Source organism: Blastococcus sp. SYSU D00922 (assembly GCF_054050495.1).
Window position 1 is genome coordinate 134,948 of record NZ_JBJGZL010000007.1, and the last position, 23,197, is coordinate 158,144.

24 protein-coding genes are annotated in these 23,197 nt (G+C 74.5%); 22 read left to right on the forward strand and 2 right to left on the reverse strand.

Going from position 1 to position 23,197, the window contains the following annotated elements; all coding sequences use genetic code 11:
• Positions 1–13: 13 nt before the first annotated feature.
• Complete coding sequence (gene nusB, locus ACI78T_RS12245; protein ID WP_456558371.1) at positions 14–421, forward strand: transcription antitermination factor NusB; 408 nt, start codon at positions 14–16, stop codon at positions 419–421.
• A 75-nt stretch (positions 422–496) separates the two neighbouring features.
• Here the strand turns inward: nusB and bldD are convergent, their stop codons facing one another.
• A complete protein-coding gene (gene bldD / locus ACI78T_RS12250) occupies positions 497–1,051 on the reverse strand; it encodes a transcriptional regulator BldD (protein ID WP_456558372.1) in 555 nt (184 codons plus the stop codon).
• Positions 1,052–1,301: 250 nt separating this feature from the next.
• Between bldD and pyrR the strand changes: the two genes are divergently transcribed.
• The 15 genes from pyrR to ACI78T_RS12325 all read left to right on the forward strand — a co-directional run bounded on the left by pyrR (position 1,302) and on the right by ACI78T_RS12325 (position 17,718).
• Positions 1,302–1,901: a bifunctional pyr operon transcriptional regulator/uracil phosphoribosyltransferase PyrR gene (gene pyrR, locus ACI78T_RS12255; protein WP_456558373.1), complete on the forward strand. Its 600-nt coding sequence runs from the start codon at positions 1,302–1,304 to the stop codon at positions 1,899–1,901.
• On the forward strand, positions 1,898–2,818 hold the full coding sequence (locus ACI78T_RS12260; protein ID WP_456558374.1) for an aspartate carbamoyltransferase catalytic subunit: 921 nt from the start codon (positions 1,898–1,900) through the stop codon (positions 2,816–2,818). The genes pyrR and ACI78T_RS12260 overlap by 4 nt, the downstream gene beginning before the upstream one ends.
• Entirely contained in the window at positions 2,815–4,101 is a 1,287-nt protein-coding gene (locus ACI78T_RS12265; RefSeq protein ID WP_456558375.1) for a dihydroorotase, read from the forward strand. The genes ACI78T_RS12260 and ACI78T_RS12265 overlap by 4 nt, the downstream gene beginning before the upstream one ends.
• Complete coding sequence (carA, locus tag ACI78T_RS12270; protein WP_456558376.1) at positions 4,098–5,264, forward strand: glutamine-hydrolyzing carbamoyl-phosphate synthase small subunit; 1,167 nt, start codon at positions 4,098–4,100, stop codon at positions 5,262–5,264. Before ACI78T_RS12265 ends, carA begins: the two co-directional genes overlap by 4 nt.
• Complete coding sequence (gene carB / locus ACI78T_RS12275) at positions 5,264–8,575, forward strand: carbamoyl-phosphate synthase large subunit (RefSeq protein ID WP_456558377.1); 3,312 nt, start codon at positions 5,264–5,266, stop codon at positions 8,573–8,575. The genes carA and carB overlap by 1 nt, the downstream gene beginning before the upstream one ends.
• A complete protein-coding gene (locus ACI78T_RS12280; RefSeq protein WP_456558378.1) occupies positions 8,572–9,447 on the forward strand; it encodes a dihydroorotate dehydrogenase electron transfer subunit in 876 nt (291 codons plus the stop codon). The genes carB and ACI78T_RS12280 overlap by 4 nt, the downstream gene beginning before the upstream one ends.
• Complete coding sequence (locus tag ACI78T_RS12285) at positions 9,444–10,424, forward strand: dihydroorotate dehydrogenase (protein ID WP_456558379.1); 981 nt, start codon at positions 9,444–9,446, stop codon at positions 10,422–10,424. The genes ACI78T_RS12280 and ACI78T_RS12285 overlap by 4 nt, the downstream gene beginning before the upstream one ends.
• Positions 10,421–11,236, forward strand: coding sequence for an orotidine-5'-phosphate decarboxylase (gene pyrF / locus ACI78T_RS12290; protein WP_456558380.1), 816 nt, complete (start codon positions 10,421–10,423; stop codon positions 11,234–11,236). Before ACI78T_RS12285 ends, pyrF begins: the two co-directional genes overlap by 4 nt.
• Entirely contained in the window at positions 11,233–11,541 is a 309-nt protein-coding gene (locus tag ACI78T_RS12295; RefSeq protein ID WP_456558381.1) for a hypothetical protein, read from the forward strand. Before pyrF ends, ACI78T_RS12295 begins: the two co-directional genes overlap by 4 nt.
• Before the next feature lie 317 nt (positions 11,542–11,858).
• A complete protein-coding gene (gene mihF / locus ACI78T_RS12300; protein ID WP_456558382.1) occupies positions 11,859–12,188 on the forward strand; it encodes an integration host factor, actinobacterial type in 330 nt (109 codons plus the stop codon).
• Positions 12,189–12,224: 36 nt separating this feature from the next.
• Entirely contained in the window at positions 12,225–12,812 is a 588-nt protein-coding gene (gene gmk, locus ACI78T_RS12305) for a guanylate kinase (RefSeq protein ID WP_456558383.1), read from the forward strand.
• Positions 12,813–12,888: 76 nt separating this feature from the next.
• Positions 12,889–13,152, forward strand: a complete 264-nt coding sequence (gene rpoZ / locus ACI78T_RS12310) for a DNA-directed RNA polymerase subunit omega (RefSeq protein WP_012949163.1) — start codon at positions 12,889–12,891, stop codon at positions 13,150–13,152.
• A gap of 64 nt (positions 13,153–13,216) precedes the next feature.
• Entirely contained in the window at positions 13,217–14,452 is a 1,236-nt protein-coding gene (coaBC, locus tag ACI78T_RS12315; RefSeq protein WP_456558384.1) for a bifunctional phosphopantothenoylcysteine decarboxylase/phosphopantothenate--cysteine ligase CoaBC, read from the forward strand.
• Between the two features lie 62 nt (positions 14,453–14,514).
• Entirely contained in the window at positions 14,515–15,711 is a 1,197-nt protein-coding gene (gene metK, locus ACI78T_RS12320; protein WP_456558385.1) for a methionine adenosyltransferase, read from the forward strand.
• A 51-nt stretch (positions 15,712–15,762) separates the two neighbouring features.
• The gene (locus tag ACI78T_RS12325) at positions 15,763–17,718 is read left to right on the forward strand and encodes a primosomal protein N' (protein ID WP_456558386.1); all 1,956 of its coding nucleotides are present in this window, start codon (positions 15,763–15,765) and stop codon (positions 17,716–17,718) included.
• Between the two features lie 4 nt (positions 17,719–17,722).
• Here ACI78T_RS12325 and ACI78T_RS12330 read toward each other — a convergent pair whose 3' ends face one another.
• Positions 17,723–18,538, reverse strand: a complete 816-nt coding sequence (locus tag ACI78T_RS12330; protein WP_456558387.1) for a DUF899 family protein — start codon at positions 18,536–18,538, stop codon at positions 17,723–17,725.
• A 91-nt stretch (positions 18,539–18,629) separates the two neighbouring features.
• Here ACI78T_RS12330 and ACI78T_RS12335 point away from each other — a divergent pair, with 91 nt between their 5' ends.
• The 6 genes from ACI78T_RS12335 to ACI78T_RS12360 all read left to right on the forward strand — a co-directional run bounded on the left by ACI78T_RS12335 (position 18,630) and on the right by ACI78T_RS12360 (position 23,195).
• Entirely contained in the window at positions 18,630–19,355 is a 726-nt protein-coding gene (locus tag ACI78T_RS12335; RefSeq protein ID WP_456558388.1) for an aspartate/glutamate racemase family protein, read from the forward strand.
• Positions 19,352–19,897: a peptide deformylase gene (gene def, locus ACI78T_RS12340; RefSeq protein WP_456558389.1), complete on the forward strand. Its 546-nt coding sequence runs from the start codon at positions 19,352–19,354 to the stop codon at positions 19,895–19,897. Before ACI78T_RS12335 ends, def begins: the two co-directional genes overlap by 4 nt.
• Positions 19,852–20,823: a methionyl-tRNA formyltransferase gene (fmt, locus tag ACI78T_RS12345; RefSeq protein WP_456558390.1), complete on the forward strand. Its 972-nt coding sequence runs from the start codon at positions 19,852–19,854 to the stop codon at positions 20,821–20,823. Before def ends, fmt begins: the two co-directional genes overlap by 46 nt.
• Positions 20,820–22,196, forward strand: a complete 1,377-nt coding sequence (locus ACI78T_RS12350) for an RsmB/NOP family class I SAM-dependent RNA methyltransferase (protein ID WP_456558391.1) — start codon at positions 20,820–20,822, stop codon at positions 22,194–22,196. The genes fmt and ACI78T_RS12350 overlap by 4 nt, the downstream gene beginning before the upstream one ends.
• Position 22,197: 1 nt before the next feature.
• Positions 22,198–22,695, forward strand: coding sequence for a GNAT family N-acetyltransferase (locus tag ACI78T_RS12355; protein WP_456558392.1), 498 nt, complete (start codon positions 22,198–22,200; stop codon positions 22,693–22,695).
• 95 nt (positions 22,696–22,790) lie between these two features.
• Positions 22,791–23,195: a hypothetical protein gene (locus ACI78T_RS12360; protein ID WP_456558393.1), complete on the forward strand. Its 405-nt coding sequence runs from the start codon at positions 22,791–22,793 to the stop codon at positions 23,193–23,195.
• The last annotated feature ends 2 nt before the right edge of the window (positions 23,196–23,197 follow it).

Here is a 23,197-nt window from a genome sequence, read left to right on the forward strand (position 1 = left end):
CCCGGCGCCAGTCATGGCTGCCCGCTCCAAGGCGCGCAAGCGCGCCGTCGACGTCCTCTACGAGGCCGACGTGCGGGGGAACGACCGGCTGGTCGTCCTGCGCGACCGGATCGAGACGGCGAACCCCCCGGTGCCCGAGCACACGGTCCGGCTGGTCGAGGGCGTCGCCGAGCACGCCGCCCGCATCGACGAGCTCATCGCCGCGCACGCCAACAACTGGTCCCTGGACCGGCTGCCCGACGTCGACCGCGCGATCCTGCGCATGGCGGTGTTCGAGCTGCTCTGGGCCGACGACGTCCCCGACCTCGTGGTCATCGACGAGGCGGTCGAGCTGGCCAAGGCCCTGTCGACCGACGACTCGCCGGCCTACGTCAACGGCGTCCTGGGCGCGATCCTCGCCGCCGAGGTCCCCACGGCCTGACTCACCGAGCGTTGAACCGGAGAGGCCCAGAACCGCACTGGTTCTGGGCCTCTCCGGTACAACGCCGCGGAACCGTCAGCGCGGGGAGCGGCGGCGCTCCCAGTTCGGGTCGAGCTCCTCGTCGTCGTCCTCGGGGCCACCGAAGCCGACGACGCTCTCCATGCCGGGGTTGAGCACGCCCCACTCGATCAGCCGCGAGGTCAGCTCGTCGGGGCTCATGTCGTAGATGATCGCCAGCGACTTCAGGTCCTCGGCGCGGATCGAGAGGACCTTGCCGTTGTAGTCGTGCCGCTGCGCCTGGATGGTCGAGGCGTAGCGGGCGAGGGGGCCGGCCTCGTCGGCGGGCAGCGAGCCCAGTGACTCGAGGTTCAGCACGATCTTGGTGCTCGAGGTGACCGCGGAGCTCGGGCGCGGGTCGGGCAGCAGCTCGGAGACCGGCACGCCGTAGAACACTGCCAGCTCCGACAGGCGCTGGACGGTGACCGCGCGGTCGCCGCGCTCGTAGGAGCCGACGACGACTGCCTTCCAGCGGCCGTGCGACTTGTCCTCCACCCCCTGCAGGGACAGGCCCTGCTGGTTGCGGATGGCGCGGAGCCGGGCGCCGAGGGCCCGTGAGTAGTCGGTGCTCATCGCTGTCTGCTCACTGTCCGTCGTCTCGGATAGGTCAAGTTGGTGACTGAGCGTACTGGTCGTGGGGTTTCTGCAACAGCAGCAGTCCACTGGTGTGTCAGTCATGTGTCCGACACGCTCCGTGAGCGGTTGCGGCGCCGGTGCGGCACGGAACGGTCGCCCGAGGGCCGCGGCGGGGCGTGCAGTACCGTCGTCGCCGGTCCACCCACTCCTTTAACGACCCGTCCAGTGAGGCGGGGAAGGAGGCCACATGGCCGGCTCTCCCGAGCGTGCCCGCGAACAGGCGCCCGGCGCACTGCTCTCCTCCGCCGACGTCGCCCGCGTCGTCGACCGCATGGCCCACCAGCTCATCGAGCGGGCCGCGACGATCGACCCCGGCTCGTCCGACGGGGGTCTCTCCGACCTCGTGCTGGTGGGCATCCCCACCCGCGGCGCCCCGCTCGCGCGCCGGCTCGCCGCGCGCATCGAGGCGTTCACCGGCACGCCGGTCGACGTCGGCACCGCCGACATCACCCTCTACCGGGACGACCTGCGGCTGCGCGGCGTCCGCGCGCTGGAGCCGACCGTGCTGCCCGACGCCGGCATCGACGGCCGGCTCGTCGTCCTGGTGGACGACGTCCTGTTCTCCGGCCGGTCGGTCCGGGCGGCGCTCGACGCCCTCCGCGACCTCGGCCGCCCGCGCAGCGTGCAGCTGGCGGTGCTCGTCGACCGCGGCCACCGGGAGCTGCCGATCCGGGCCGACTTCGTCGGCAAGAACGTGCCCACGTCGCGCAGCCAGCAGGTGAAGGTCCACCTGCAGGAGGTCGACGGCACCGACGAGGTCCTGCTCACGGAGGGGGAGGGCAAGTGAAGCGGCACCTGCTGGAGGCGGCCGACCTCGACCGGGACGACGCGACGCTGGTGCTCGACACCGCGGCGCAGATCGACCAGGCGCTGGCCGGCCGCGAGGTCAAGAAGCTTCCGACGCTGCGCGGCCGCACGGTGGTGAACCTCTTCTACGAGGACTCCACGCGCACCCGCATCTCCTTCGAGCTGGCGGCCAAGCGCCTCTCCGCCGACGTCATCAACTTCTCCGCGAAGGGCAGCAGCGTCTCCAAGGGCGAGAGCCTCAAGGACACCGCGCTGACCCTCGAGGCCATGGGCAGCGACGCCATCGTCGTCCGGCACGGCGCCTCCGGTGCCCCGCACCGGCTGGCCAACTGGGTCCGCGGCAGCGTGGTCAACGCCGGCGACGGCACCCACGAGCACCCCACCCAGGCGCTGCTCGACGCCTACACGATCCGGCAGCGGCTCGGCCGGCTCGAGGGCGTGCGGGTGGCGATCGTCGGCGACGTCCTGCACAGCCGGGTCGCCCGGTCCAACGTCGGGCTGCTGCACACCCTCGGCGCGGAGGTCACCCTCGTGGCCCCGCCCACGCTGCTGCCGGTCGGGGTCGGCAGCTGGCCGGCGGAGGTGAGCTACGACCTGGACGCCGTGCTGCCGAAGAGCGACGTCGTGATGATGCTGCGGGTCCAGGCCGAGCGGATGAACGCCAGCTACTTCCCGAGCGCCCGCGAGTACAGCCGCCGCTACGGCCTCGACGCCCGCCGGATGGCCGCGCTGCCCGACGACGCGATCGTCATGCACCCGGGGCCGATGAACCGCGGCATGGAGATCGCCGCCGAGGTGGCCGACTCCGTCCGCTCCACGATCGTCGAGCAGGTCGGCAACGGGGTCTCCGTCCGCATGGCCGTGCTCTACCTGCTGCTCGGAGGCTCGCCCCAGTGACCTACCTGATCAAGGGCGCGCAGCCCCTCGGCGGCGCGGCCGCCGACATCCTGGTGAAGGACGGCCGGATCGCCGCGATCGGCGACTCGCTGCAGGCCACCGGCGCCGAGGTCGTCGACGCCGCCGGGCTGATCGCCCTGCCCGGTCTGGTCGACCTGCACACGCACCTGCGAGAGCCCGGCCGCGAGGACGCCGAGACGGTCGAGACCGGCAGCCGCGCCGCCGCGCTCGGCGGGTTCACCGCCGTGCACGCCATGGCCAACACCGACCCGGTCGCCGACACCGCCGGCGTCGTCGAGCAGGTCTGGCGGCTGGGCGAGCAGGCCGGCCTGGTCGACGTCGTCCCGGTCGGGGCCGTCACCGTGGGGCTCAAGGGCGAGCGGCTGGCCGAGCTCGGCGCGATGGCCGACTCCGCCGCCCGGGTGCGGGTGTTCTCCGACGACGGGCACTGCGTCAGCGACCCGGCCCTGATGCGCCGGGCGCTGGAGTACGTGAAGGCGTTCGACGGCGTCGTCGCCCAGCACGCCGAGGAGCCCCGGCTCACCGTCGGCGCGCAGATGCACGAAGGCGACCGCTCCGCCCGCCTCGGCCTGACCGGCTGGCCGGCCGCGGCCGAGGAGGCGATCATCGCCCGCGACGTGCTGCTGGCCGGCCACGTCGGCGCCCGGCTGCACGTCTGCCACGTGTCGACGGCCGGCTCGGTCGAGATCCTGCGCTGGGCCAAGGGCCGCGGCGTCCAGGTGACCGCCGAGGTGACCCCGCACCACCTGCTGCTCACCGACGCCTGCGCGGAGAGCTACGACCCGGTGTTCAAGGTCAACCCGCCGCTGCGCACCGACGACGACGTCCAGGCCCTCCGGCAGGCGCTGGCCGAGGGCGTGATCGACGCCGTCGCCACCGACCACGCGCCGCACGCGGTCGAGGACAAGGAGAGCGAGTGGGCGCAGGCCCGGCCCGGGATGCTGGGGCTGGAGCAGGCGCTGTCGGTCGTCGTCGAGACGATGGTCGAGTCCGGCCTGCTCGACTGGGCCGGCGTCGCCGACCGCATGTCGGTCCGCCCGGCGGCCATCGGCCGCCTGTCCGGCCACGGCCGGCCGCTCGCCCCCGGCGAACCCGCCAACCTGCTGCTGCTGGATCCCGCGAGCCGGGTCACCGTCGACCCCGCCGCGCTGGCCAGCCGCAGCCGCAACAGCCCGTATGCCGGCCGGGAGCTCCCCGGCCGGGTCGTCGCCACGTTCCTGCGGGGCGTGCCGACGGTGCTCGACGGAAAGGCACAGAAGTGACAGAGGCGCTGCTCGTCCTCGAGGACGGCAGGACGTTCCGGGGCGAGGCCTACGGGGCGACCGGGACGACGGTGGGCGAGGCGGTCTTCGCCACCGGCATGACCGGCTACCAGGAGACGCTGACCGACCCCAGCTACCACCGCCAGGTCGTGGTGATGACCGCCCCGCACATCGGCAACACCGGGGTGAACGGCGAGGACGACGAGAGCCGGCGGATGTGGGTCGCCGGCTTCGTGGTCCGGGACCCCGCCCGCCGCCCGGCGAACTGGCGGGCCACCGGCACGCTGGACGACGAGCTGGTCGCCCAGGGGATCGTCGGCATCAGCGGCATCGACACCCGCGCGCTCACTCGGCACCTGCGCGACCGCGGCGCCATGCGCGTGGGCATCTCCACCGAGCTCGACCAGGGCCAGCTGCTCGAGAAGGTGCAGGCGGCCGAGAGCATGACCGGCGCCGACCTCGCCCCGCAGGTGAGCACCGACGAGCCCTACGTCGTCCCGGCGGTGGGGGAGAAGCGGTTCACGATCGCCGCGCTCGACCTCGGCATCAAGACCGCGACGCCGCGCCACCTCGCCGAGCTGGGCGTCGAGACGCACGTCCTCCCGTCGACGGCGACCGCCGACGAGCTGCTGGCCGCCGGCCCGGACGGGGTCTTCCTCTCCAACGGCCCCGGTGACCCGGCCGCCGCCGACTACGCGGTCGAGGCGGTGCGCGGGGTGCTCGACGCCCGACGGCCGCTGTTCGGCATCTGCTTCGGCAACCAGATCCTCGGCCGCGCGCTGGGCCTGGGCACCTACAAGCTGCGCTTCGGCCACCGCGGGCTCAACCAGCCGGTGCTCGACCGGGTCAGCGGCACGGTCCGCGTGACCAGCCACAACCACGGCTTCGCCGTGGACGCGCCGCTCGACCGGCCCACCGACACCCCCTACGGGCAGGTGGAGGTCAGCCACGTCGGCCTCAACGACGACGTCGTCGAGGGCCTGCGCTGCCTGGAGGTCCCGGCCTTCAGCGTCCAGTTCCACCCCGAGTCGGCGGCCGGACCGCACGACGCGGCACCGCTGTTCCAGCGCTTCGTCGACCTGATGGAGTCCGCGCGCACCGGCGAGGCGACCGCCGGCGGCCCGGCGCCGCAGGTCGAGCACACCACGGGGGAGAAGGCCTGATGCCGAAGCGGACAGACATCCAGCACGTCCTGGTGATCGGCTCGGGGCCGATCCTGATCGGCCAGGCCGCGGAGTTCGACTACTCCGGCACGCAGGCCTGCCGCGTGCTGCGTTCCGAGGGGCTGCGGGTCAGCCTGGTGAACAGCAACCCGGCGACGATCATGACCGACCCCGAGGTCGCCGACGCCACCTACGTCGAGCCGCTGACGCCGGAGTTCGTCGAGAAGGTTATCGCGAAGGAGCGCCCCGACGCGCTGCTGGCCACCCTCGGCGGGCAGACGGCGCTCAACATCGCCATCGGCCTGTACGAGAACGGCGTGCTGGAGAAGTACGGCGTCCAGCTCATCGGCGCCGACGTCGACGCGATCAACCGCGGCGAGGACCGGCAGCTGTTCAAGGACATCGTCCGGTCCATCGGCGCCGACGCCCCGCGGTCCCGGGTCTGCGGCACCGTCGAGGAGGCCCTGGCCACCGCCGAGGAGGTCGGCTACCCCGTCGTCATCCGGCCGAGCTTCACCATGGGCGGGCTCGGGTCCGGCTTCGCCACCGACGAGGCGATGCTGAGGCGCATGGCGACGCACGGCCTCGCCGACTCCCCGGTGCACACCGTCCTCATCGAGGAGTCGGTGCTGGGCTGGAAGGAGTACGAGCTCGAGCTGATGCGCGACCGCAGCGACAACGTGGTCGTCATCTGCTCGATCGAGAACATCGACGCGATGGGCGTGCACACCGGTGACTCGGTCACCGTCGCGCCGGCGATGACGCTCACCGACGTCGAGTACCAGCGGATGCGCGACGTCGGCATCGCGGTGCTGCGCGAGGTCGGCGTCGACACCGGCGGCTGCAACATCCAGTTCGCGGTCAATCCGGCCGACGGCCGGATGGTCGTCATCGAGATGAACCCGCGCGTCTCCCGGTCGTCGGCCCTGGCGTCGAAGGCCACCGGCTTTCCGATCGCCAAGATCGCGGCGAAGCTGGCCATCGGCTACACCCTCGACGAGATCACCAACGACATCACCGGGGTCACGCCGGCGTCGTTCGAGCCGTCGCTGGACTACGTCGTCGTCAAGATCCCGCGCTTCGCCTTCGAGAAGTTCCCCGGTGCCGACCCCCGCCTGACCACGACGATGAAGAGCGTCGGCGAGGTCATGGCGATGGGCCGCAACTTCCCCGAGGCGCTCGGCAAGGCCATGCGCTCGACCGAGACCAAGGCCGCCGGCTTCTGGACCGGCATGGGCGGTGCGGGCGGGGGAACGGCAGACCGGTCCGCCGAGGAGCTGCTCGAGGTGCTGGGCACCCCGGTCGACGGCCGGCTGTACGTGGCGGAGGCGGCCCTGGCCGCCGGCGCCACCGTCGAGCAGATCGCCGAGGCCAGCGGGTTCGACCCGTGGTTCGTGGACCAGATCGCCCTCGTCCGCGAGGTCGGCGTCGCCGTCCGGGAGGCCCCGGCCCTGACGCCGGACCTGCTGCGCCGGGCCAAGCGGTACGGCCTGTCCGACCGGCAGATCGCGGCCCTGCGCCCGGAGCTCGCCGGTGAGGACGGCGTCCGGCGGCTGCGGTGGCGCATGGGGATCCGGCCGGTCTACAAGACCGTCGACACCTGCGCCGGGGAGTTCGCCGCCCGCACGCCGTACCACTACTCGTCCTACGACGAGGAGACCGAGGTCGAGCCGCGCGAGAAGCCGGCGGTGCTGATCCTCGGCTCGGGGCCGAACCGGATCGGGCAGGGCATCGAGTTCGACTACTCCTGCGTGCACGCGGTCATGGCGCTGCAGGACGCCGGCTACGAGGCCGTGATGGTCAACTGCAACCCCGAGACCGTCTCGACCGACTACGACACCGCCGACCGGCTGTACTTCGAGCCGCTGACCTTCGAGGACGTCCTGGAGGTCGTCGAGGCAGAGCGGGCGGCCGGCCCGGTCGCAGGCGTGATCTGCACGCTCGGCGGCCAGACGCCGCTCGGCCTGGCCCAGCGGCTCAAGGACGCCGGGGTGCCCGTGCTGGGCACGTCCCCCGAGGCGATCGACGACGCCGAGCACCGCGGCGCGTTCTCGCGGGTGCTGGCCGACACCGGCCTGCTCGCACCCAAGCACGGCACCGCCACGACCTTCCCCGAGGCCCGGGAGATCGCGGCCCGCATCGGTTACCCGGTGCTGGTCCGCCCGTCCTACGTCCTCGGCGGCCGCGGCATGGAGATCGTCTACGACGACGCCACGCTCGAGGCCTACATCGCCAAGGCCACCGACGTCAGCGCCGCCCACCCGGTGCTGGTCGACAGGTTCCTGGAGGACGCCGTCGAGATCGACGTCGACGCCCTCTACGACGGCACCGACCTGTACCTGGGCGGGGTCATGGAGCACATCGAGGAGGCCGGCATCCACTCCGGTGACTCGGCGTGCGCCCTGCCGCCGATCACCCTGGGCTCGGCGGACCTGCTGAAGATCCGGGCGGCCACGGAGAAGCTCGCCGCCCGCATCGGCGTGCGCGGGCTGATCAACGTCCAGTACGCGATCAAGGACGACATCCTCTACGTCATCGAGGCCAACCCGCGGGCCAGCCGCACGGTGCCGTTCGTGTCCAAGGCGACCGCCGTCCAGCTGGCCAAGGCCGCCGCCCGGATCGCGGTGGGGGAGACCATCGCCGGGCTGCGCACCGCCGGGGTGCTGCCGGCGACCGGGGACGGCACCGACCTCCCGGACGACGCGCCCATCGCGGTCAAGGAGGCCGTGCTGCCCTTCCACCGGTTCCGGACCGTCGAGGGCCACGGCGTCGACACCGTCCTCTCGCCGGAGATGAAGTCCACCGGTGAGGTGATGGGCCTCGACACCCAGTTCGGGACGTCGTTCGCCAAGTCGCAGGCGGCCGCCTACGGCTCGCTGCCCACCGCCGGGACGGTGTTCGTCTCGCTGGCCAACCGGGACAAGCGCTCGGCGATCTTCCCGATCAAGCGGCTGGCCGACCTCGGCTTCCGCGTCCTCGCCACGACGGGCACCGCGCAGGTGCTGCGCCGCAACGGCGTCAGCGCCGAGGTCGTCGGCAAGTTCAGCGAGGGCCCGGGCAACGTCGTGGAGCGGATCCTCTCCGGCGAGGTCGACATCGTGGTCAACACGCCCTTCGGGTCGCCGGGGAACAGCGGACCGCGCCTGGACGGCTACGAGATCCGCACCGCGGCCGTGGCGGCCGGGATCCCGTGCATCACCACGGTCCCCGGGATGGCCGCGGCCGTGCAGGGCATCGAGGCGCTGCGCGGCGGCGACATCGGCGTCCGCAGCCTGCAGGAGGTCCACTCGGCGCTGGGGGCCCGGCGGTGACGTCGCTGACCGCGCCGGCTCCCCGGGCCGCGCACCCGCCGGTGCAGCGGGTGGTCGAGGTGGCGCGCCGGCGTCCGGTCGGGGCCTACGTCGAGCTGACCCTCGCCGCCCCCGAGATCGCCGAGCGGACGGAGCCGGGGCAGTTCGTCGCCTTCGCCGTCGGCGGCGACACCTCCGCCCACCTGCTGCGCCGCTCGATCGCGATCGCCGGGGCAGGGGACGGCGAGGTCACCGTCGTGGTCGCCCCGCACGGGCCCGGCTCCACCTGGCTGGCCGGCCTGCAGCTGGGCGACACCGTCGACGTCGTCGGGCCGCTGGGCCGGCCGTACCCGCTGCCGGAGCCGGGGACGGCAGCGCTGCTGGTGGGCGGCGGGTACGGAGCTGCCGCGCTGGTCGGGCTCGCCCGTCGCCTCCGCGGATCGGGATCGGAGGTCGTCGCCGTGTGCGGCGCCGCCTCGGCCGACCGGCTGTCGTCGGTGGACGAGCTCGGCGAGCTGGGCCAGGTGCTCGTCACCACCGACGACGGCAGCGCCGGGCGGCAGGGCTGGGTCACCGACGCCATGGCCGAGCTCGTGGGTCGGGTGGGTGTCGTCTACGCCTGCGGGCCGATGGGGATGCTGCGGGCGGTGGCCGACGCCGCCACCTCCGCCGGGCTGCCGTCCTACGTGGCCGTGGAGGAGTCGATGGCCTGCGGGGTCGGCGTGTGCATGACCTGCGTGCTGCCGGTCGTGGGGGAGGACGGGCGGACCCGCTTCTCCCGCTCCTGCACCGAGGGACCCGTCTTCGGCGGAGACCGGGTGCGCTTCGCCGACGTCGGGACGCTGCCCTGGGACGTCGTGGGCGCCGACGCGATGGGGGTGGTGGCGCCGTGACCGCCGTCCAGAAGGGCCAAAGTGGCCACTTCGGCCCTTCGCAGGACGTCGAGACGGCCGTGGACATGTCGACCGCGCTGGGCGCCGTGCCGGTCCCGAGCCCGGTGCTCACCGCCTCGGGTTGCTCGGCGTTCGGCCGGGAGCTGGAGCCGTTCATCGACCTGACGGCGATCGGCGCGGTGGTCACCAAGTCGGTCCAGCTCCGGCCGCGGTCGGGCCGGCCCACGCCGCGCATGGCCGAGACGCCGAGCGGGATGCTGAACTCCATCGGCCTGCAGGGTCCGGGCATCGACGGCCTGCTCGCCGACGACCTGCCGTGGCTCGCCGAGCGCGGCGCCCGCGCGTTCGTCTCGATCGCCGGCACGCGCGTCGAGGACTTCGCCGAGCTCGCGCAGCGCCTGCGCGGCGTCCCCGGCGTGCTGGGGCTCGAGGTCAACATCAGCTGCCCGAACGTCGAGAGCCGCGGCGAGGTGTTCGCCTGCGACCCGGTGGCGGCCTCCGACGTGATCGCCGCGGTCCGCGCCGCCGCCGACCCGGCTCAGCCGGTCTACGCCAAGCTCAGCCCCGACGTCACCGACATCGTCAGCGTGGCCCGCGCGGTCACCGAGGCCGGCGCCGACGGCCTCTCGATGATCAACACGCTGCTCGGGCTGGTCATCGACCCCGACACGATGAAGCCCGTCCTCGGCGGGGTGACCGGAGGGCTCTCCGGCCCGGCGATCCGCCCCGTCGCGCTGCGCTGCGTGTGGCAGGTGCACCAGGCCCTTCCGGACGTGCCGATCCTCGGCATGGGTGGCATCCGCAACGGCCTGGACGCCCTCCAGTTCGTCCTCGCCGGGGCCTCGGCGGTCTCGGTGGGGACGGCGGTCTTCAACGACCCCTCGGCGTGCGCGCGGGTGCACACCGAGCTGGCCGCGGCGCTGCAGCAGCGAGGGTTCGCCTCACTGCGCGAGGCCGTCGGGTACGCGCACCGGTGAGCGCGTCGTTCGGGCGGCGGCTGTCCGATGCCGTGGCCGCCCGCGGGCCGCTGTGCGTCGGGATCGACCCGCACGCGCCGCTGCTCGCGAAGTGGGGCCTGCCGGACTCGCCGGAGGGTCTCGCCCGCTTCACCGACGCGGTGGTCGACGCCCTGGCCGGGTCGGTGGCCGTCCTGAAGCCGCAGCTGGCGTTCTACGAGCGGCACGGCTCGCGGGGCATCGCGGTGCTCGAGGACGCCGTCGCCCGTGCGCGGGCGGCCGGCGCGCTGGTCCTGCTGGACGCCAAGCGGGGAGACATCGGCTCCACGATGGACGCCTACGGCGACTACCTGCGCCCCGAGCACCCGCTGCACGTCGACGCGATGACGGTGAGCCCCTACCTGGGGCCCGGCTCGCTCCAGCCGGCCGTGGACACCGCCCGTGCGCACGGTGGCGGGCTCTTCGTGCTCGCCCGCACGTCGAACCCCGACGCCGGCACCTTCCAGCACGCGCTCCTCGGCGACCGCACGGTGGCCCAGGCGGTCGTGGACACCGTGGGCGGCTGGAACGCCGAGGACGGCGGCCCCGGCTCGTTCGGCGTCGTCGTCGGCGCCACGCTGCCGGAGCTGGACGTCGACCTCGACGCGTTGCGCGGGCCGGTGCTCGCGCCGGGCCTGGGCGCGCAGGGCGGCTCCGTGGCCGATCTCCGGCGGTTGTTCGGCAGCGGCGTCGCCGTCGTCCCCACCGTCTCGCGGGACGTGCTGACGGCTGGCCCGGACCTCGCCGCGCTGCGGGCCGCGGCCGACCGGTGGACGGCGGAGCTCGCGGGGTGAGGCGGGCGCTGCCGGCGCTCCTCGGTGCGCTGGGTGCCCTGCTGGTCGCAGCGGGTGTGGCGGTCTTCTGGCGGGCGAACACGGTCGGCTGGGTGGAGTACGGCGGGAGCTATGCGCCGCTCGAGCCCGGGTCGGCGTACGAGAGCGAGCTGACGCTCTCCTTCGACCGGCCCTGGACGGTGCTCTGGACCGGCGGCCACCTCGCCGGCGCGCTGCTCCTCGTGGTCGGCCTGCTGGTCCTCGCCGCGACGGGTGGGTGGCTGCTCGGCCGGCGGTCGCGCAGGGGGAGCTCTCCGGCCGCCTGACCGGCGTGTCGTCTCCCGGCGTGTCGCGGCGGGTGCAGCGCGGGATGCGTCCGGTGGCGGCAGTCCGGCACATGCGGAACGAGACCGAACGGTTCCGGTCCCTACCTGCACCGATCACCGATCGTCACCGCGTAGGTGAACGCCGTGCGAACGGCTACGACACGCGAAGAGCGCGATTCCGCGCGGGGGTGCGCGTGACCAGCGGATTTGCCGGGAACTAGGTTGGTCGTGAGGCTCAGAGGCGAGCCGCTTCCTACGACTCCCTGACGACGACTGACCGGCCGAACCAGCGCCGGCACCGACACGATTGGGTCGCCATGCCTTTGCCTGACCTTTCCCCCGAACAACGCGCAGCAGCCCTCGAGAAGGCCGCCGCGGCGCGCAAGGCCCGCGCCGAGCTGCGCGAGCGGCTCAAGAGCAAGGGCGCCACTGTCGGCGACGTCCTCAAGCAGGGCGAGACCGACGAGGTGATCGGCAAGATGCGCGTCTCGGCCGTCCTCGAGTCCCTGCCCGGAGTCGGCAAGGCGCGGGCTGCGAAGATCATGGAGCGCCTCGAGATCTCCCCGACCCGTCGGGTGCGCGGGCTCGGCGCCAACCAGCGCAAGGCGCTGGAGGCCGAGTTCGCGAACGAGAAGGTCGAGCCCTGAGGCGCCCCGGGTAGCTGGATCGGACGAGGACGGCGAGTGGTTTCAGGCACTGCGGCACGGCTGACCGTGCTGTCCGGCCCCTCGGGGGTCGGCAAGGGCACGGTGGTCGCCGAGGTCCGGCGTCGGCATCCCGACGTCTGGCTGTCGGTGTCGGTGACCACCCGCCGTCCCCGTCCGGGCGAGGTCGACGGCGTGCACTACCACTTCGTCGACGACGCGGAGTTCGACCGCCTCATCGCGACCGACGGCCTGCTCGAGTGGGCCGAGTACGCCGGCAACCGCTACGGCACGCCTGTCGCGCCGCTCCGCGAGCGGCTGGCGACCGGCGCCCCGGCACTGCTGGAGATCGAGCTGCAGGGCGCCCGCCAGGTCCGGGCCCGCGACCCGCTCGCGCAGCTGGTGTTCCTGGCCCCGCCGTCCTGGGCCGAGCTGGTCAGCCGGCTGGCCGGCCGCGGCTCGGAGCCGCCGGCCGTGCAGGAGCGCCGGCTGGCCCTCGCCCAGGCCGAGCTGGACGCCGCCGGGGAGTTCGACGTCGTCGTGGTCAACGACGACGTGGCCCGGGCCGCTGACGAATTGGTAGGATTGCTGACTGCGCCCTCGCCCGGCCTCGTGCCAGGGGAGTAGCGCCCACGAGGAAGAGCGTCGCCGGTCGTCCCGCCGGCCGCTTCCTCCCGCCATCGAATGAGGAGCACGCCCGCCCGTGTCCGGAGTCGCACCTGCCCCCGAGGGCATCACCAACCCGCCGATCGACGAGCTGCTCGAGCGCACCAGCAGCAAGTACGGCCTGGTCATCTTCGCCGCCAAGCGCGCGCGTCAGATCAACGCCTACTACAGCCAGCTCTCCGAGGGCCTGCTGGAGTACGTCGGCCCGCTGGTCGACACCGCCCCGCAGGAGAAGCCGCTGTCGATCGCGCTGCGCGAGATCAACGAGGGTCTGCTGACCCACACCGCCGGCGAGAACTGAGCCGACAACCCTTTGTGATGACGCCCCCGGTTCCTACCGGGGGCGTTTTCGCGTGTGGGGGAGGATGGACGCCGTGAGCTCGATCGTGCTGGGTGTCAGCGGGGGAGTGGCGGCCTACAAGGCCGCGTTCGTGCTGCGCGCGTTCACCGAGGCAGGGCACGACGTGCGCGTGGTCCCGACGCCCGGGGCCCTGCACTTCGTCGGCGCCGCCACCTTCGAGGCGCTGTCGGGGAACCCCGTCACCACCGACGTGTGGTCGGACGTGCCCGAGGTCGCGCACGTCCGCATCGGGCAGAACGCCGACCTGGTCGTGGTCGCGCCGGCGACCGCCGACCTGCTCGCCCGCGCCGCCGCGGGCCGCGCCGACGACCTGCTCACCGCCACGCTGCTCACGGCCTCCTGCCCGGTCGTCTTCGTCCCCGCCATGCACACCGAGATGTGGCTGCACCCGGCCACGCAGGACAACGTGGCCACGCTGCGCCGCCGCGGGGCGGTCGTGCTGCCGCCGGCCGTCGGCCGGCTCACCGGTCCCGACTCGGGCCCCGGCCGGCTGCCCGAGCCCGCCGACATCGCGGCCCTGGCCACCGTCGTGCTCGAGCACGGCGCCGCCGCACTCGCCCAGGACCTGACCGGCCGACGGGTGGTCATCAGCGCGGGTGGCACCCGCGAGCCGCTGGACCCGGTCCGCTACCTCGGCAACCGCTCCTCGGGCAAGCAGGGCTGGGCGCTGGCCCGCGTCGCCGCCGCCCGGGGCGCGGACGTGGTCCTCGTCGCCGCCAACGTCGAGCTCCCCGCCCCGTTCGGCGTCCGCGTGGTGCCGGTCGGCACGGCCGAGGAGCTCCGCACGGCCATGCGCACCGAGGCCAAGGAGGCCGACGTCGTCGTCATGAGCGCGGCGGTCGCCGACTTCCGCCCCGCCAGCGTCGCCGCCGCCAAGCTGAAGAAGGACTCGGCGAGCGAGCCGGACTCCGTCGCCCTCGTCCGCAACCCCGACGTCCTCGCCGAGCTGGTGGCCGAGCGCCCCGCCGGCCAGCTGGTCGTCGGGTTCGCCGCCGAGACCGGTGACGCCGACGCCGACGTGCTCACCCACGCCCGCGCCAAGCTGGCGCGCAAGGGCTGCGACCTGCTCGTGGTCAACGACGTGTCGGCGGGCCAGGTGTTCGGCCGGTCGGACAACAGCGTCGTCGTCCTCGCGGCCGACGGGTCGGCCACGGAAGTGCCGCGCGGCAGCAAGGACGCCGTCGCCGTCGGCATCTGGGACGCCGTGGGGCCGCGCCTCGCGGACCGCGACCGAGCCTGACAGCCCGCGCCGGTAACGTTCGCACCGAGTTCCCCGTCCACCCCGTCCTCAGGGAGTACCGAGTGCCACGCCGTCTCTTCACCTCCGAGTCGGTCACCGAGGGCCACCCGGACAAGATCGCCGACCAGATCAGCGACTCGATCCTGGACGCCATGCTCGCGCAGGACCCGCGCAGCCGGGTGGCCGTGGAGACCATGATCACCACGGGGCAGGTGCACATCGCCGGTGAGGTGACCACCGCCGGCTACGTCGACATCGCCTCCATCGTCCGCGACACCGTGCTGCGGATCGGCTACGACTCCTCCCGCAAGGGCTTCGACGGCGCCTCCTGCGGCGTCAGCGTCTCCATCGGCGCCCAGTCGCCCGACATCGCGCAGGGCGTCGACACCGCCTACGAGGCCCGCACCTCGGGCTCGGCCGAGGACGAGATCGAGCGCCAGGGCGCCGGCGACCAGGGCCTGATGTTCGGGTACGCGACCGACGAGACCCCCGAGCTCATGCCCCTGCCGATCGCGTTGGCCCACCGCCTCGCCCGCCGGCTCTCGGCCGTCCGCAAGGACGGGTCGGTGCCCTACCTGCGGCCCGACGGCAAGACGCAGGTCACCGTGGTCTACGAGGACGACCAGCCGGTCGCCGTCGACACGGTCGTCGTCTCCTCGCAGCACGCCGAGGACATCTCGATCGAGCAGCTGCTCGCCCCCGACATCCAGGAGCTCGTCGTCGAGCCGGAGCTGGCCGCCCTCGGGCTGCCGACGACCGGCTACCGGCTGCTGGTGAACCCGACCGGCAAGTTCGTGATCGGCGGCCCGATGGGCGACGCCGGGCTCACCGGCCGGAAGATCATCGTCGACACCTACGGCGGCATGGCGCGCCACGGCGGCGGCGCCTTCTCGGGCAAGGACCCGTCGAAGGTCGACCGCTCGGGCGCCTACGCGATGCGCTGGGTGGCCAAGAACGTCGTGGCCGCCGGGCTGGCGAAGCGGTGCGAGGTGCAGGTCGCCTACGCGATCGGCGCCGCCCACCCGGTGGGTCTCTTCGTCGAGACGTTCGGCACGGGCACGGTGCCGGCCGACGTCCTGGAGAAGGCCATCAGCACCGTCTTCGACCTCCGGCCGGGCGCGATCGTGCGCGACCTCGACCTGCTGCGGCCGATCTACGCGCCGACGGCCGCCTACGGCCACTTCGGCCGCACCGACGTCGACCTGCCGTGGGAGCGCCTCGACCGCGTCGACGCACTGCGCGCGGCAGTGGGCGCCTAACTGGACACCTCGGAACCACCCGACGACCCGGGCCCACCGCGCACACCGCAGGTGGCCCGGGTTGTCGTCGACGTGCCGCTGGCACACCTGGACCGGCCGTTCGACTACGCCGTCCCGGAGAAGCTGGCGGACACCGTCCAGGCGGGCTGCCGGGTGCGGGTGCGGTTCAGCGGCCAGCTGGTCGACGGCTTCGTGCTCGAGCTGGGGGACTCCACCGAGTTCACCGGCCGGCTCATGCCGCTCGCGCACGTCCCCTCGGGGGAGCCCGTGCTCACGCCGCAGGTCGCCCGGCTGCTCCGGGTGATCGCCGACCGCTACGCGGGCACGATGAGCGACGTCCTGCGCCTGGCGGTGCCCCCGCGCCGGGCGGCGGCGGAGAAGAAGCCGACGCCGACGCCGGAGTCGCTGCCCGCTCCGCCCGACCCCGCGGGCTTCGCGCGCTACGCGGCCGGGCCCGCGCTCCTCGACGCCCTGGCGGAGGGCCGCCCGGCGCGGGCGGTGTGGACGGCGCTGCCGGGCGAGGACTGGCCCGCCCGGCTGGTCGAGCTGTGCCGGGCGACCCTGTCGGGGCGGCGCGGCGCGCTGGTCGTCGTCCCCGACGGCAAGGACCTCGACCGGCTCGAGGCCGCCGCCGCCCGGCTCCTGCCCGAGCACGCGTACACGGTGCTGCGGGCCGACGACTCGCCCGAGAAGCGCTACCGGCGGTTCCTCGCCGCCTCGCGGGGTGCGGCCCAGGTGGTGCTCGGCACCCGGGCGGCGATGTTCGCCCCCGTCCGCGACCTCGGCCTGGTGGTCGTGTGGGACGACGGCGACGACCTGCACTCCGACGAGCACGCGCCCTACCCGCACGCGCGCGACGTGCTGGCCCAGCGGGCCTACCTCGACAACTGCGCCGCCGTGGTCGCCGCGACCTCGCGGACCGCGGAGGCGGCGCTGCTGGTGGAGTCCGGCTGGGCGCACGAGCTGGTCGCCGACCGCGCCGTCCTCCGGTCGGCCGCCCCGCGGGTGCAGGCGCTCGGCGAGGACTTCGAGCTGGCCCGCGACCCGGCCGCCCGCTCGGCACGGCTGCCGTCGCTCGCGCACGAGGCCGCCCGCAAGGCGCTCGCCGCGGGGGCGCCGGTCCTGGTGCAGGTGCCGCGTCGCGGATACGTGCCCTCGCTCGCGTGCGCGCGGTGCCGGGCGCCCGCGCGCTGCGCCCACTGCGCCGGACCGCTGGGCATCTCGCCGCGCCCCGGCCCCGGCGGCACCCGGATCCCGGCCTGCCGGTGGTGCGCGCGACCGGCCGCCACCTTCGACTGCCCGCACTGCCACGGCACGAAGCTGCGGGCCTCGGTGGTCGGGGAGTCGCGGACGGCCGAGGAGCTGGCCCGGGCGTTCCCGGGCGCGGCCGTGCGGACGTCGGGAAGCACGTCGGGCGTGCTCGCGACGGTTCCCGGCGGTCCCGCGCTCGTGGTGGCGACGCCCGGAGCCGAGCCGGTGACCGAGGGCGGCTACGGCGCCGCGCTGCTGCTCGACTCCTGGGCGCTGCTCGGCCGCGCCGACCTGCGCGCCGGCGAGGAGACGCTGCGCCGCTGGATGAACGCGGCGGCGCTGGTGCGGCCCGCGTCGGCGGGCGGCCTCGTGGTCGTCGCGGCCGACGCGGCGCACCCCGTCGTCCAGGCGCTGGTGCGCTGGGACCCCGCCTGGCTGGCCGCCCGGGAGCTGGAGGACCGCCGCGAGCTCGGCTTCCCGCCGGCCACGCGCATGGCCTCGCTCACCGGGTCGCCGGCCGCGCTGGCCGAGTTCCTGGAAGCGCTGCGGCTTCCCGACGACGCCGACCTGCTCGGCCCCGTGCCCGAGCGGCCGCGGCCCGGCCAGGAGGGGGAGCGGGAGCGCTACCTGGTGCGCGTGCCGCGGAGCGAGGGCGGCGCGCTGGCCCACGCGCTCGCCGAGGTGCAGGGCGTGCGCAGCGCGAAGAAGACGCCCGAGCACGTCCGGGTCCAGCTGGACCCGCTCGACCTCGTCTGAGGCGTCAGTGGTGGGAGCCCTGCCTGCCGAGGGTCTGCTCAGGCGTCACGCCTGGGCGGGTCCACTGCGGGGTGGGTCGGCTGGCCGGACCCCAGGCGCCGGTCCCGTCGGGACCCGCGCGCCAGTACCAGCAGATCGGCTCGCCGTGGCCACCGACCGGCGCCCCGACGTCGGGGGCCTCGGGCCAGCCCTCGGGAACGTCCTCCCACGCCTCGCGACGGCCGTAGGGGGTCATGTCCAGCAGGCCGAGGGACCCGTCGGCCGGCTCGTTGCCCCGCCCCGTCGTCGAGTAGGTGAGGAACGCGCGGTCACCGTCGCGCAGGTAGCACACGATGTGCCCTTCCTGGGTGGCGATCGGCGCCTCCACACCGCGCACCGAGTACCAGGGCTGGGTGTACCCCATGAACTCCACGTAGGGAGCCACTTCGTCCCACGCGCCCGAGGTCAGGACGGCGAACGAGACGCCCCGGGCGTTGAGGTAGACGGCGTCCCGCATGTGCCAGAGGTTGAAGGTGCAGCCCTCGCACTGCCCTTGGTGCGGGGCGCCGTCGTACCACATCGAGTGGTAGACCACGAGCTCATCGCGCCCTGCGAAGAGGTCCAGGAACGGCACCGGGCCGGCGGACCCGACGACCTCGACGGCCCCGTCGACCTCCACCATCGGCAGCCGGCGACGGGCCGCGGCGATCGCGTCGCCCTCGCGGGTGTGGGCCTTCTCCCGGACCAGGAGCTCGCTCCGGGCGGCCTGCCAGGTGGCGAGGTCGACGACCGGCGGCCTGCCCGCGAGCGCGGTGGTCGGCGTGCTGGGTGTGGTCGTCATGGCGTCTCCCGTCCGCTCCGTCGTCCGACACCGGGGCAGACCCGCCTCGCGGACGGAACTCATCGCGCGGCGCGACTGCCAGGATGCGGGCGTGCGGACGATCGGGCTGCTGGGCGGGATGAGCTGGGAGAGCAGCGCGCTCTACTACCGGCTCCTGAACGAGGCCGTGCGCGAGCGGCTCGGCGGGCTGCACTCGGCGCGGTGCGTCCTGCTGTCGGTCGACTTCGCCGAGATCGAGCGGCTGCAGGCGGCCGGCGACTGGACCCGTGCCGGTGAGCTCCTGTCCGCCGACGCCCGGTCGCTGCAGGCGGCCGGGGCCGATCTCGTCGTCCTGTGCACCAACACCATGCACACCGTCGCCGACGCGGTCACCGGCGCGATCGACGTCCCGTTCCTGCACATCGGCGACAGCACCGCCGAGGCGGTCACCGCCGCGGGACTGGCACGGATCGGCCTGCTCGGGACCCGGTACACGATGGAGCAGCCGTTCATGGCCGACCGGCTGGCGGCCGCCGGGCTGGAGGTCCTCGTCCCGGACGACGCCGACCGCGACCTGGTGCACCGGGTCATCTACGAGGAGCTCGTGCTGGGCGTCGTCCGCGAGGAGTCGCGGCGGGCCTACCAGGGGGTCGTCGACCGGCTGGTGGCCCGCGGGGCGCAGGGCGTGGTGCTCGGCTGCACCGAGATCGAGCTGCTGATCGGCCCGGACGACGTCGACGTCCCGACGTTCCCGACGACCGCCCTGCACGTCGCCGCCGTCGTCCGCGCCGCGCTGGCGGAGGACGGACCGGTGGTCCCGCATACGATCGTCGGGTGAGCGTCACCCCCATCCGGCTGATGGGCGACCCCGTCCTGCGGACGCCGGCCGCCCCCGTGGCCGACTTCGACAAGGAGCTGCGTCAGCTCGTCGGCGACCTGACCGAGACGATGTTCGCCGCCGGGGGAGCGGGTCTGGCCGCGCCCCAGATCGGCGTGGGCCTGCGCGTCTTCACCTGGTACGTCGACGGCGAGGTCGGGCACCTGGTCAACCCGGACGTCGTCCCGGTCGGCGACGAGGAGCAGATCGACGCGGAGGGCTGCCTCTCGATCCCGGGCTACCGCTGGGACTGCCGCCGCCACCTGCACGTCGTCGCCAGCGGCTGGAACATGCACGGCGACCCGGTCCGCATCGAGGGCTCGGAGCTGCTCGCCCGGGCCATCCAGCACGAGACCGACCACCTCGACGGCGTCCTGTTCGTCGACCGGCTCGACCCCGACGCCCGGACGGCCGCGCTGGCCGAGCTCGAGGCCGCCGAGTGGGCGGGCATGGCCGCGTGGCTGCCCTCGCCGCCGCCCGTCGTCAAGGTGAGCCCCCACTGAGGCTCCTGTTCGCCGGCACGCCGGCACCCGCCGTCCCCTCGCTCGACGCGTTGCTGGCGTCCGGGCACGAGGTCGTCGCCGTCCTCACCCGGCCCGACGCCCGCTCCGGCCGTGGCCGGAAGGTCAGCCGCTCGCCGGTCGCCGAGCGCGCCGACGAGGCGGGGCTGCCGGTCCTCCAGCCGCGGTCGCCGCGGGAGCCGGAGTTCCTCGAGCAGCTGGCCGGGCTGGCGGTCGACTGCGCCCCGGTCGTCGCGTACGGCGCGCTCGTCCCGCAGGCGGCGCTGGACCTGCCCGCCCACGGCTGGGTCAACCTGCACTTCTCGCTGCTGCCCGCCTGGCGCGGCGCCGCCCCCGTGCAGCACGCGATCATGGCCGGCGACGAGATCACCGGGGCGTCGACCTTCCGCCTGGAGGCCGGGCTCGACACCGGGCCCGTCTTCGGCACGGTCACCGAGGCCATCGGGCCGAGGGACACCGCGGGTGACCTGCTGGGCCGGCTCGCGGTCAGCGGGGCCGGACTGCTGGTGGCCACGCTCGACGGCATCGCCGGCGGAACGCTGGTCGCGGAGCCGCAGCCGGCCGAGGGCGTGAGCCTCGCGCCGAAGGTGGAGCCGGCCGACGCGCGGGTCGACTGGTCGCTGCCGGCGCACGTGGTCGACCGGCGGGTCCGCGGGGTCACCCCGGCGCCCGGCGCCTGGACGACGTGGCGCGGCGACCGCCTCCGCCTCGGCCCGGTCGAGCCGCTCCCCACCTCGCTCGGGCTCGAGCCCGGCGAGGTCTCCGCCGGCACGTCGGGCGTCCTGGTCGGCACCGGGCGGGGCGCCGTCCGGCTCGGGGACGTCCAGCCGGCCGGGAAGCGGATGTTCCCCGCCACCGACTGGGCGCGGGGCGCCCGCTTCGAGCCGGGGGAGCGGGTGGGCGCGTGAGCCCCCGACCTGCCGGCCGCCGACACCCCGCCACCCGGCGCCCCCGGCTGGACGGCGCCCGGCTCACCGCCTACGACGTCCTGGACGGCGTCTCGTCGCGCGGCGCCTTCGCCAACCTGCTGCTGCCCCAGCTGCTGCGGGAACGTCCCGAGCTCGACGCGCGCGACGCCGCCTTCGCCACCCAGCTGGCCTACGGCACCCTGCGCGCCCAGGGCACCCTCGACGCGATCCTGGCCGGCCTGGTGTCGCGCCCGCTCGCCGAGCTGGACCCGCGGGTGCTCGACCTGCTCCGGCTGGGCACCCACCAGCTGATCGACCTGCGGGTGCCGTCGCACGCCGCCGTCGACACCACCGTCGACCTGACCCGCGCGATCGTGGGCCCGGGCGCCGCCGGGCTCGTCAACGCGGTCCTGCGCAAGGTCGCCGCGGGCGGGGACCGCGAGCAGTGGCTCGCGGCCCTCGGCGGGAACGCGGAGCAGCGGCTGGCCCTGGCCACCAACCACCCGCGCTGGATCGTCGACGCCTGGCGGGACGCGCTGGGCGGGGACGACGAGCTGGAGCCGGCCCTGCGCGCCGACGACGCCGCACCCGAGGTCCACCTCGTCGCGCGGCGCACCGACCGCGCCGCGCTGGTGGAGGAGTCGGGCGGCGAGCCGGGGCCGTGGTCGCCGTTCGCGGTGCGCCTTCCCGGTGGTGGTGATCCCGGCAAGCTCGCGTCGGTGCGGTCAGGCGTGGCCGCGGTGCAGGACGAGGGCAGCCAGCTGGCCGGTCTGCTGCTCGCCCGCGCACCGCTCGAGGGCCGCGACGAGGCCTGGCTGGACATGTGCGCCGGACCGGGCGGCAAGGCCGGGCTGCTGGCCGCGGTCAGGCCCGAGGGCGTCCGGCTGACCGCCGCCGACCGGGCGCCGCACCGCGCCGAGCTCGTGCGCAAGGCGCTGGCCGGCGAACCCGACGTCGAGGTGCTTGCTGCGGACGGCCGCGAGCCACCCTGGGCCGCCGGCTCGTTCGACCGCGTGCTGCTCGACGCCCCCTGCACGGGCCTGGGGGCCCTGCGCCGCCGCCCCGAGGTGCGCTGGCGCCGCACGGAGGAGGACGTCGTCCCGCTCGTCGAGCTGCAGCTGGAGCTCCTGGCGAGCGCGCTGGCGTCGGTCCGGCCCGGCGGGGTGGTCGCCTACGTGACCTGCTCACCGCACACCGAGGAGACGGCGGGCGTCGTGGACATCGCCGCGGCGCGAGAGGACGTCGAGGTGCTGCCCGTGGCGCCGCTGTTCCCGGAGGTGCCCGACCTCGCGCGCGGGAGCTACGGGCAGCTGTGGCCGCACCGGCACGGCACCGACGCGATGTTCATGGCCCTGCTCCGTAGGGTGCGCTGACGTGAGCTGGCTCCCCGGGGACTTCGCGCACCCGCTCCGGGCCGAGCTGCCGACCGGGCAGCACCTGCGGCCCATCCGCGCCGATGACGTGGACATCGACTTCCCGGCGGTCATGGGCTCGCGCGAGCGGCTGTGGGCGATCTACGGCGAGGCGTGGGGCTGGCCGCCCGCGACGATGACGCCCGAGGAGGACCGGGACGACCTCGCCCGCCACGAGCGCGAGATCGAGGCGCACGAGAGCTTCAACTACGCCCTCCTCGACGAGGCCGGGACCGAGCTGCTCGGCTGCGTCTACATCGACCCGCCGGACAAGGCCGGGGACGCCGACGCCGAGGTGTCCTGGTGGGTGGTCGACCGGCTGGTGGGCAGCGAGGTCGAGCAGGCGCTCGACGCGTTCGTGCCCGCGTGGCTGGCGGGGGAGTGGCCGCTGCGGCGACCCCGGTACGTCGGCCGCGACCTGTCCTGGGCCGAGTGGATCGCCCTGCCCGACCGGGACTGACCGGAACGAGGCCGTCCGCTCCGCCGTGGCGGAGCGCCTTGTCCGCGTCCCACGGCGGTCCCCATACTCGCCGGCAGGCTCGTGGGGGAGGCACGATGGCGAGCACCGGCCGGTCGTCGCGCGCGGTCGGTCGCCCGCGCCGCGACAAGGCGGCGCCCCCTCCCGACGCGCTGACGGCGGCCACCGAGGTGTGGACGTCGGTCGTCACCGGTCTGGAGTCGGCGCGCTACGCCGAGGCCGGCACCGAGTACGCCAAGCTCAGCGCGCTCCTGGTCCAGCAGCGGACCGCGCAGGTGCTCGCCGGTACGCCGGCGGACGAGCGCTGGGCGGAGCTGTCCCGAGCCGCCCAGCGTGCGCTCGACCTCCTGGAGCCCCTCCTCGGCGCCGCCCGGCTGCTGGCGACCATGCCCGCACCCACCGCTGCCCGCGCCCCGTCGCGCCGGCGGCCCTCGTCCACCCCACCAGCACCCGCACAGCGGACGGCGAAGAAGAGGTCCTGACC

What these genes read in the sequence shown, in the direction of transcription:
- nusB (WP_456558371.1), top strand. Translation starts at nt 14, where the DNA reads ATGGCTGCCCGCTCCAAGGCGCGCAAGCGCGCCGTCGACGTCCTCTAC.
- bldD (WP_456558372.1), bottom strand. Translation starts at nt 1,051, where the DNA reads ATGAGCACCGACTACTCACGGGCCCTCGGCGCCCGGCTCCGCGCCATC.
- pyrR (WP_456558373.1), top strand. Translation starts at nt 1,302, where the DNA reads ATGGCCGGCTCTCCCGAGCGTGCCCGCGAACAGGCGCCCGGCGCACTG.
- carB (WP_456558377.1), top strand. Translation starts at nt 5,264, where the DNA reads ATGCCGAAGCGGACAGACATCCAGCACGTCCTGGTGATCGGCTCGGGG.
- mihF (WP_456558382.1), top strand. Translation starts at nt 11,859, where the DNA reads ATGCCTTTGCCTGACCTTTCCCCCGAACAACGCGCAGCAGCCCTCGAG.
- coaBC (WP_456558384.1), top strand. Translation starts at nt 13,217, where the DNA reads ATGGACGCCGTGAGCTCGATCGTGCTGGGTGTCAGCGGGGGAGTGGCG.
- ACI78T_RS12330 (WP_456558387.1), bottom strand. Translation starts at nt 18,538, where the DNA reads ATGACGACCACACCCAGCACGCCGACCACCGCGCTCGCGGGCAGGCCG.
- ACI78T_RS12360 (WP_456558393.1), top strand. Translation starts at nt 22,791, where the DNA reads ATGGCGAGCACCGGCCGGTCGTCGCGCGCGGTCGGTCGCCCGCGCCGC.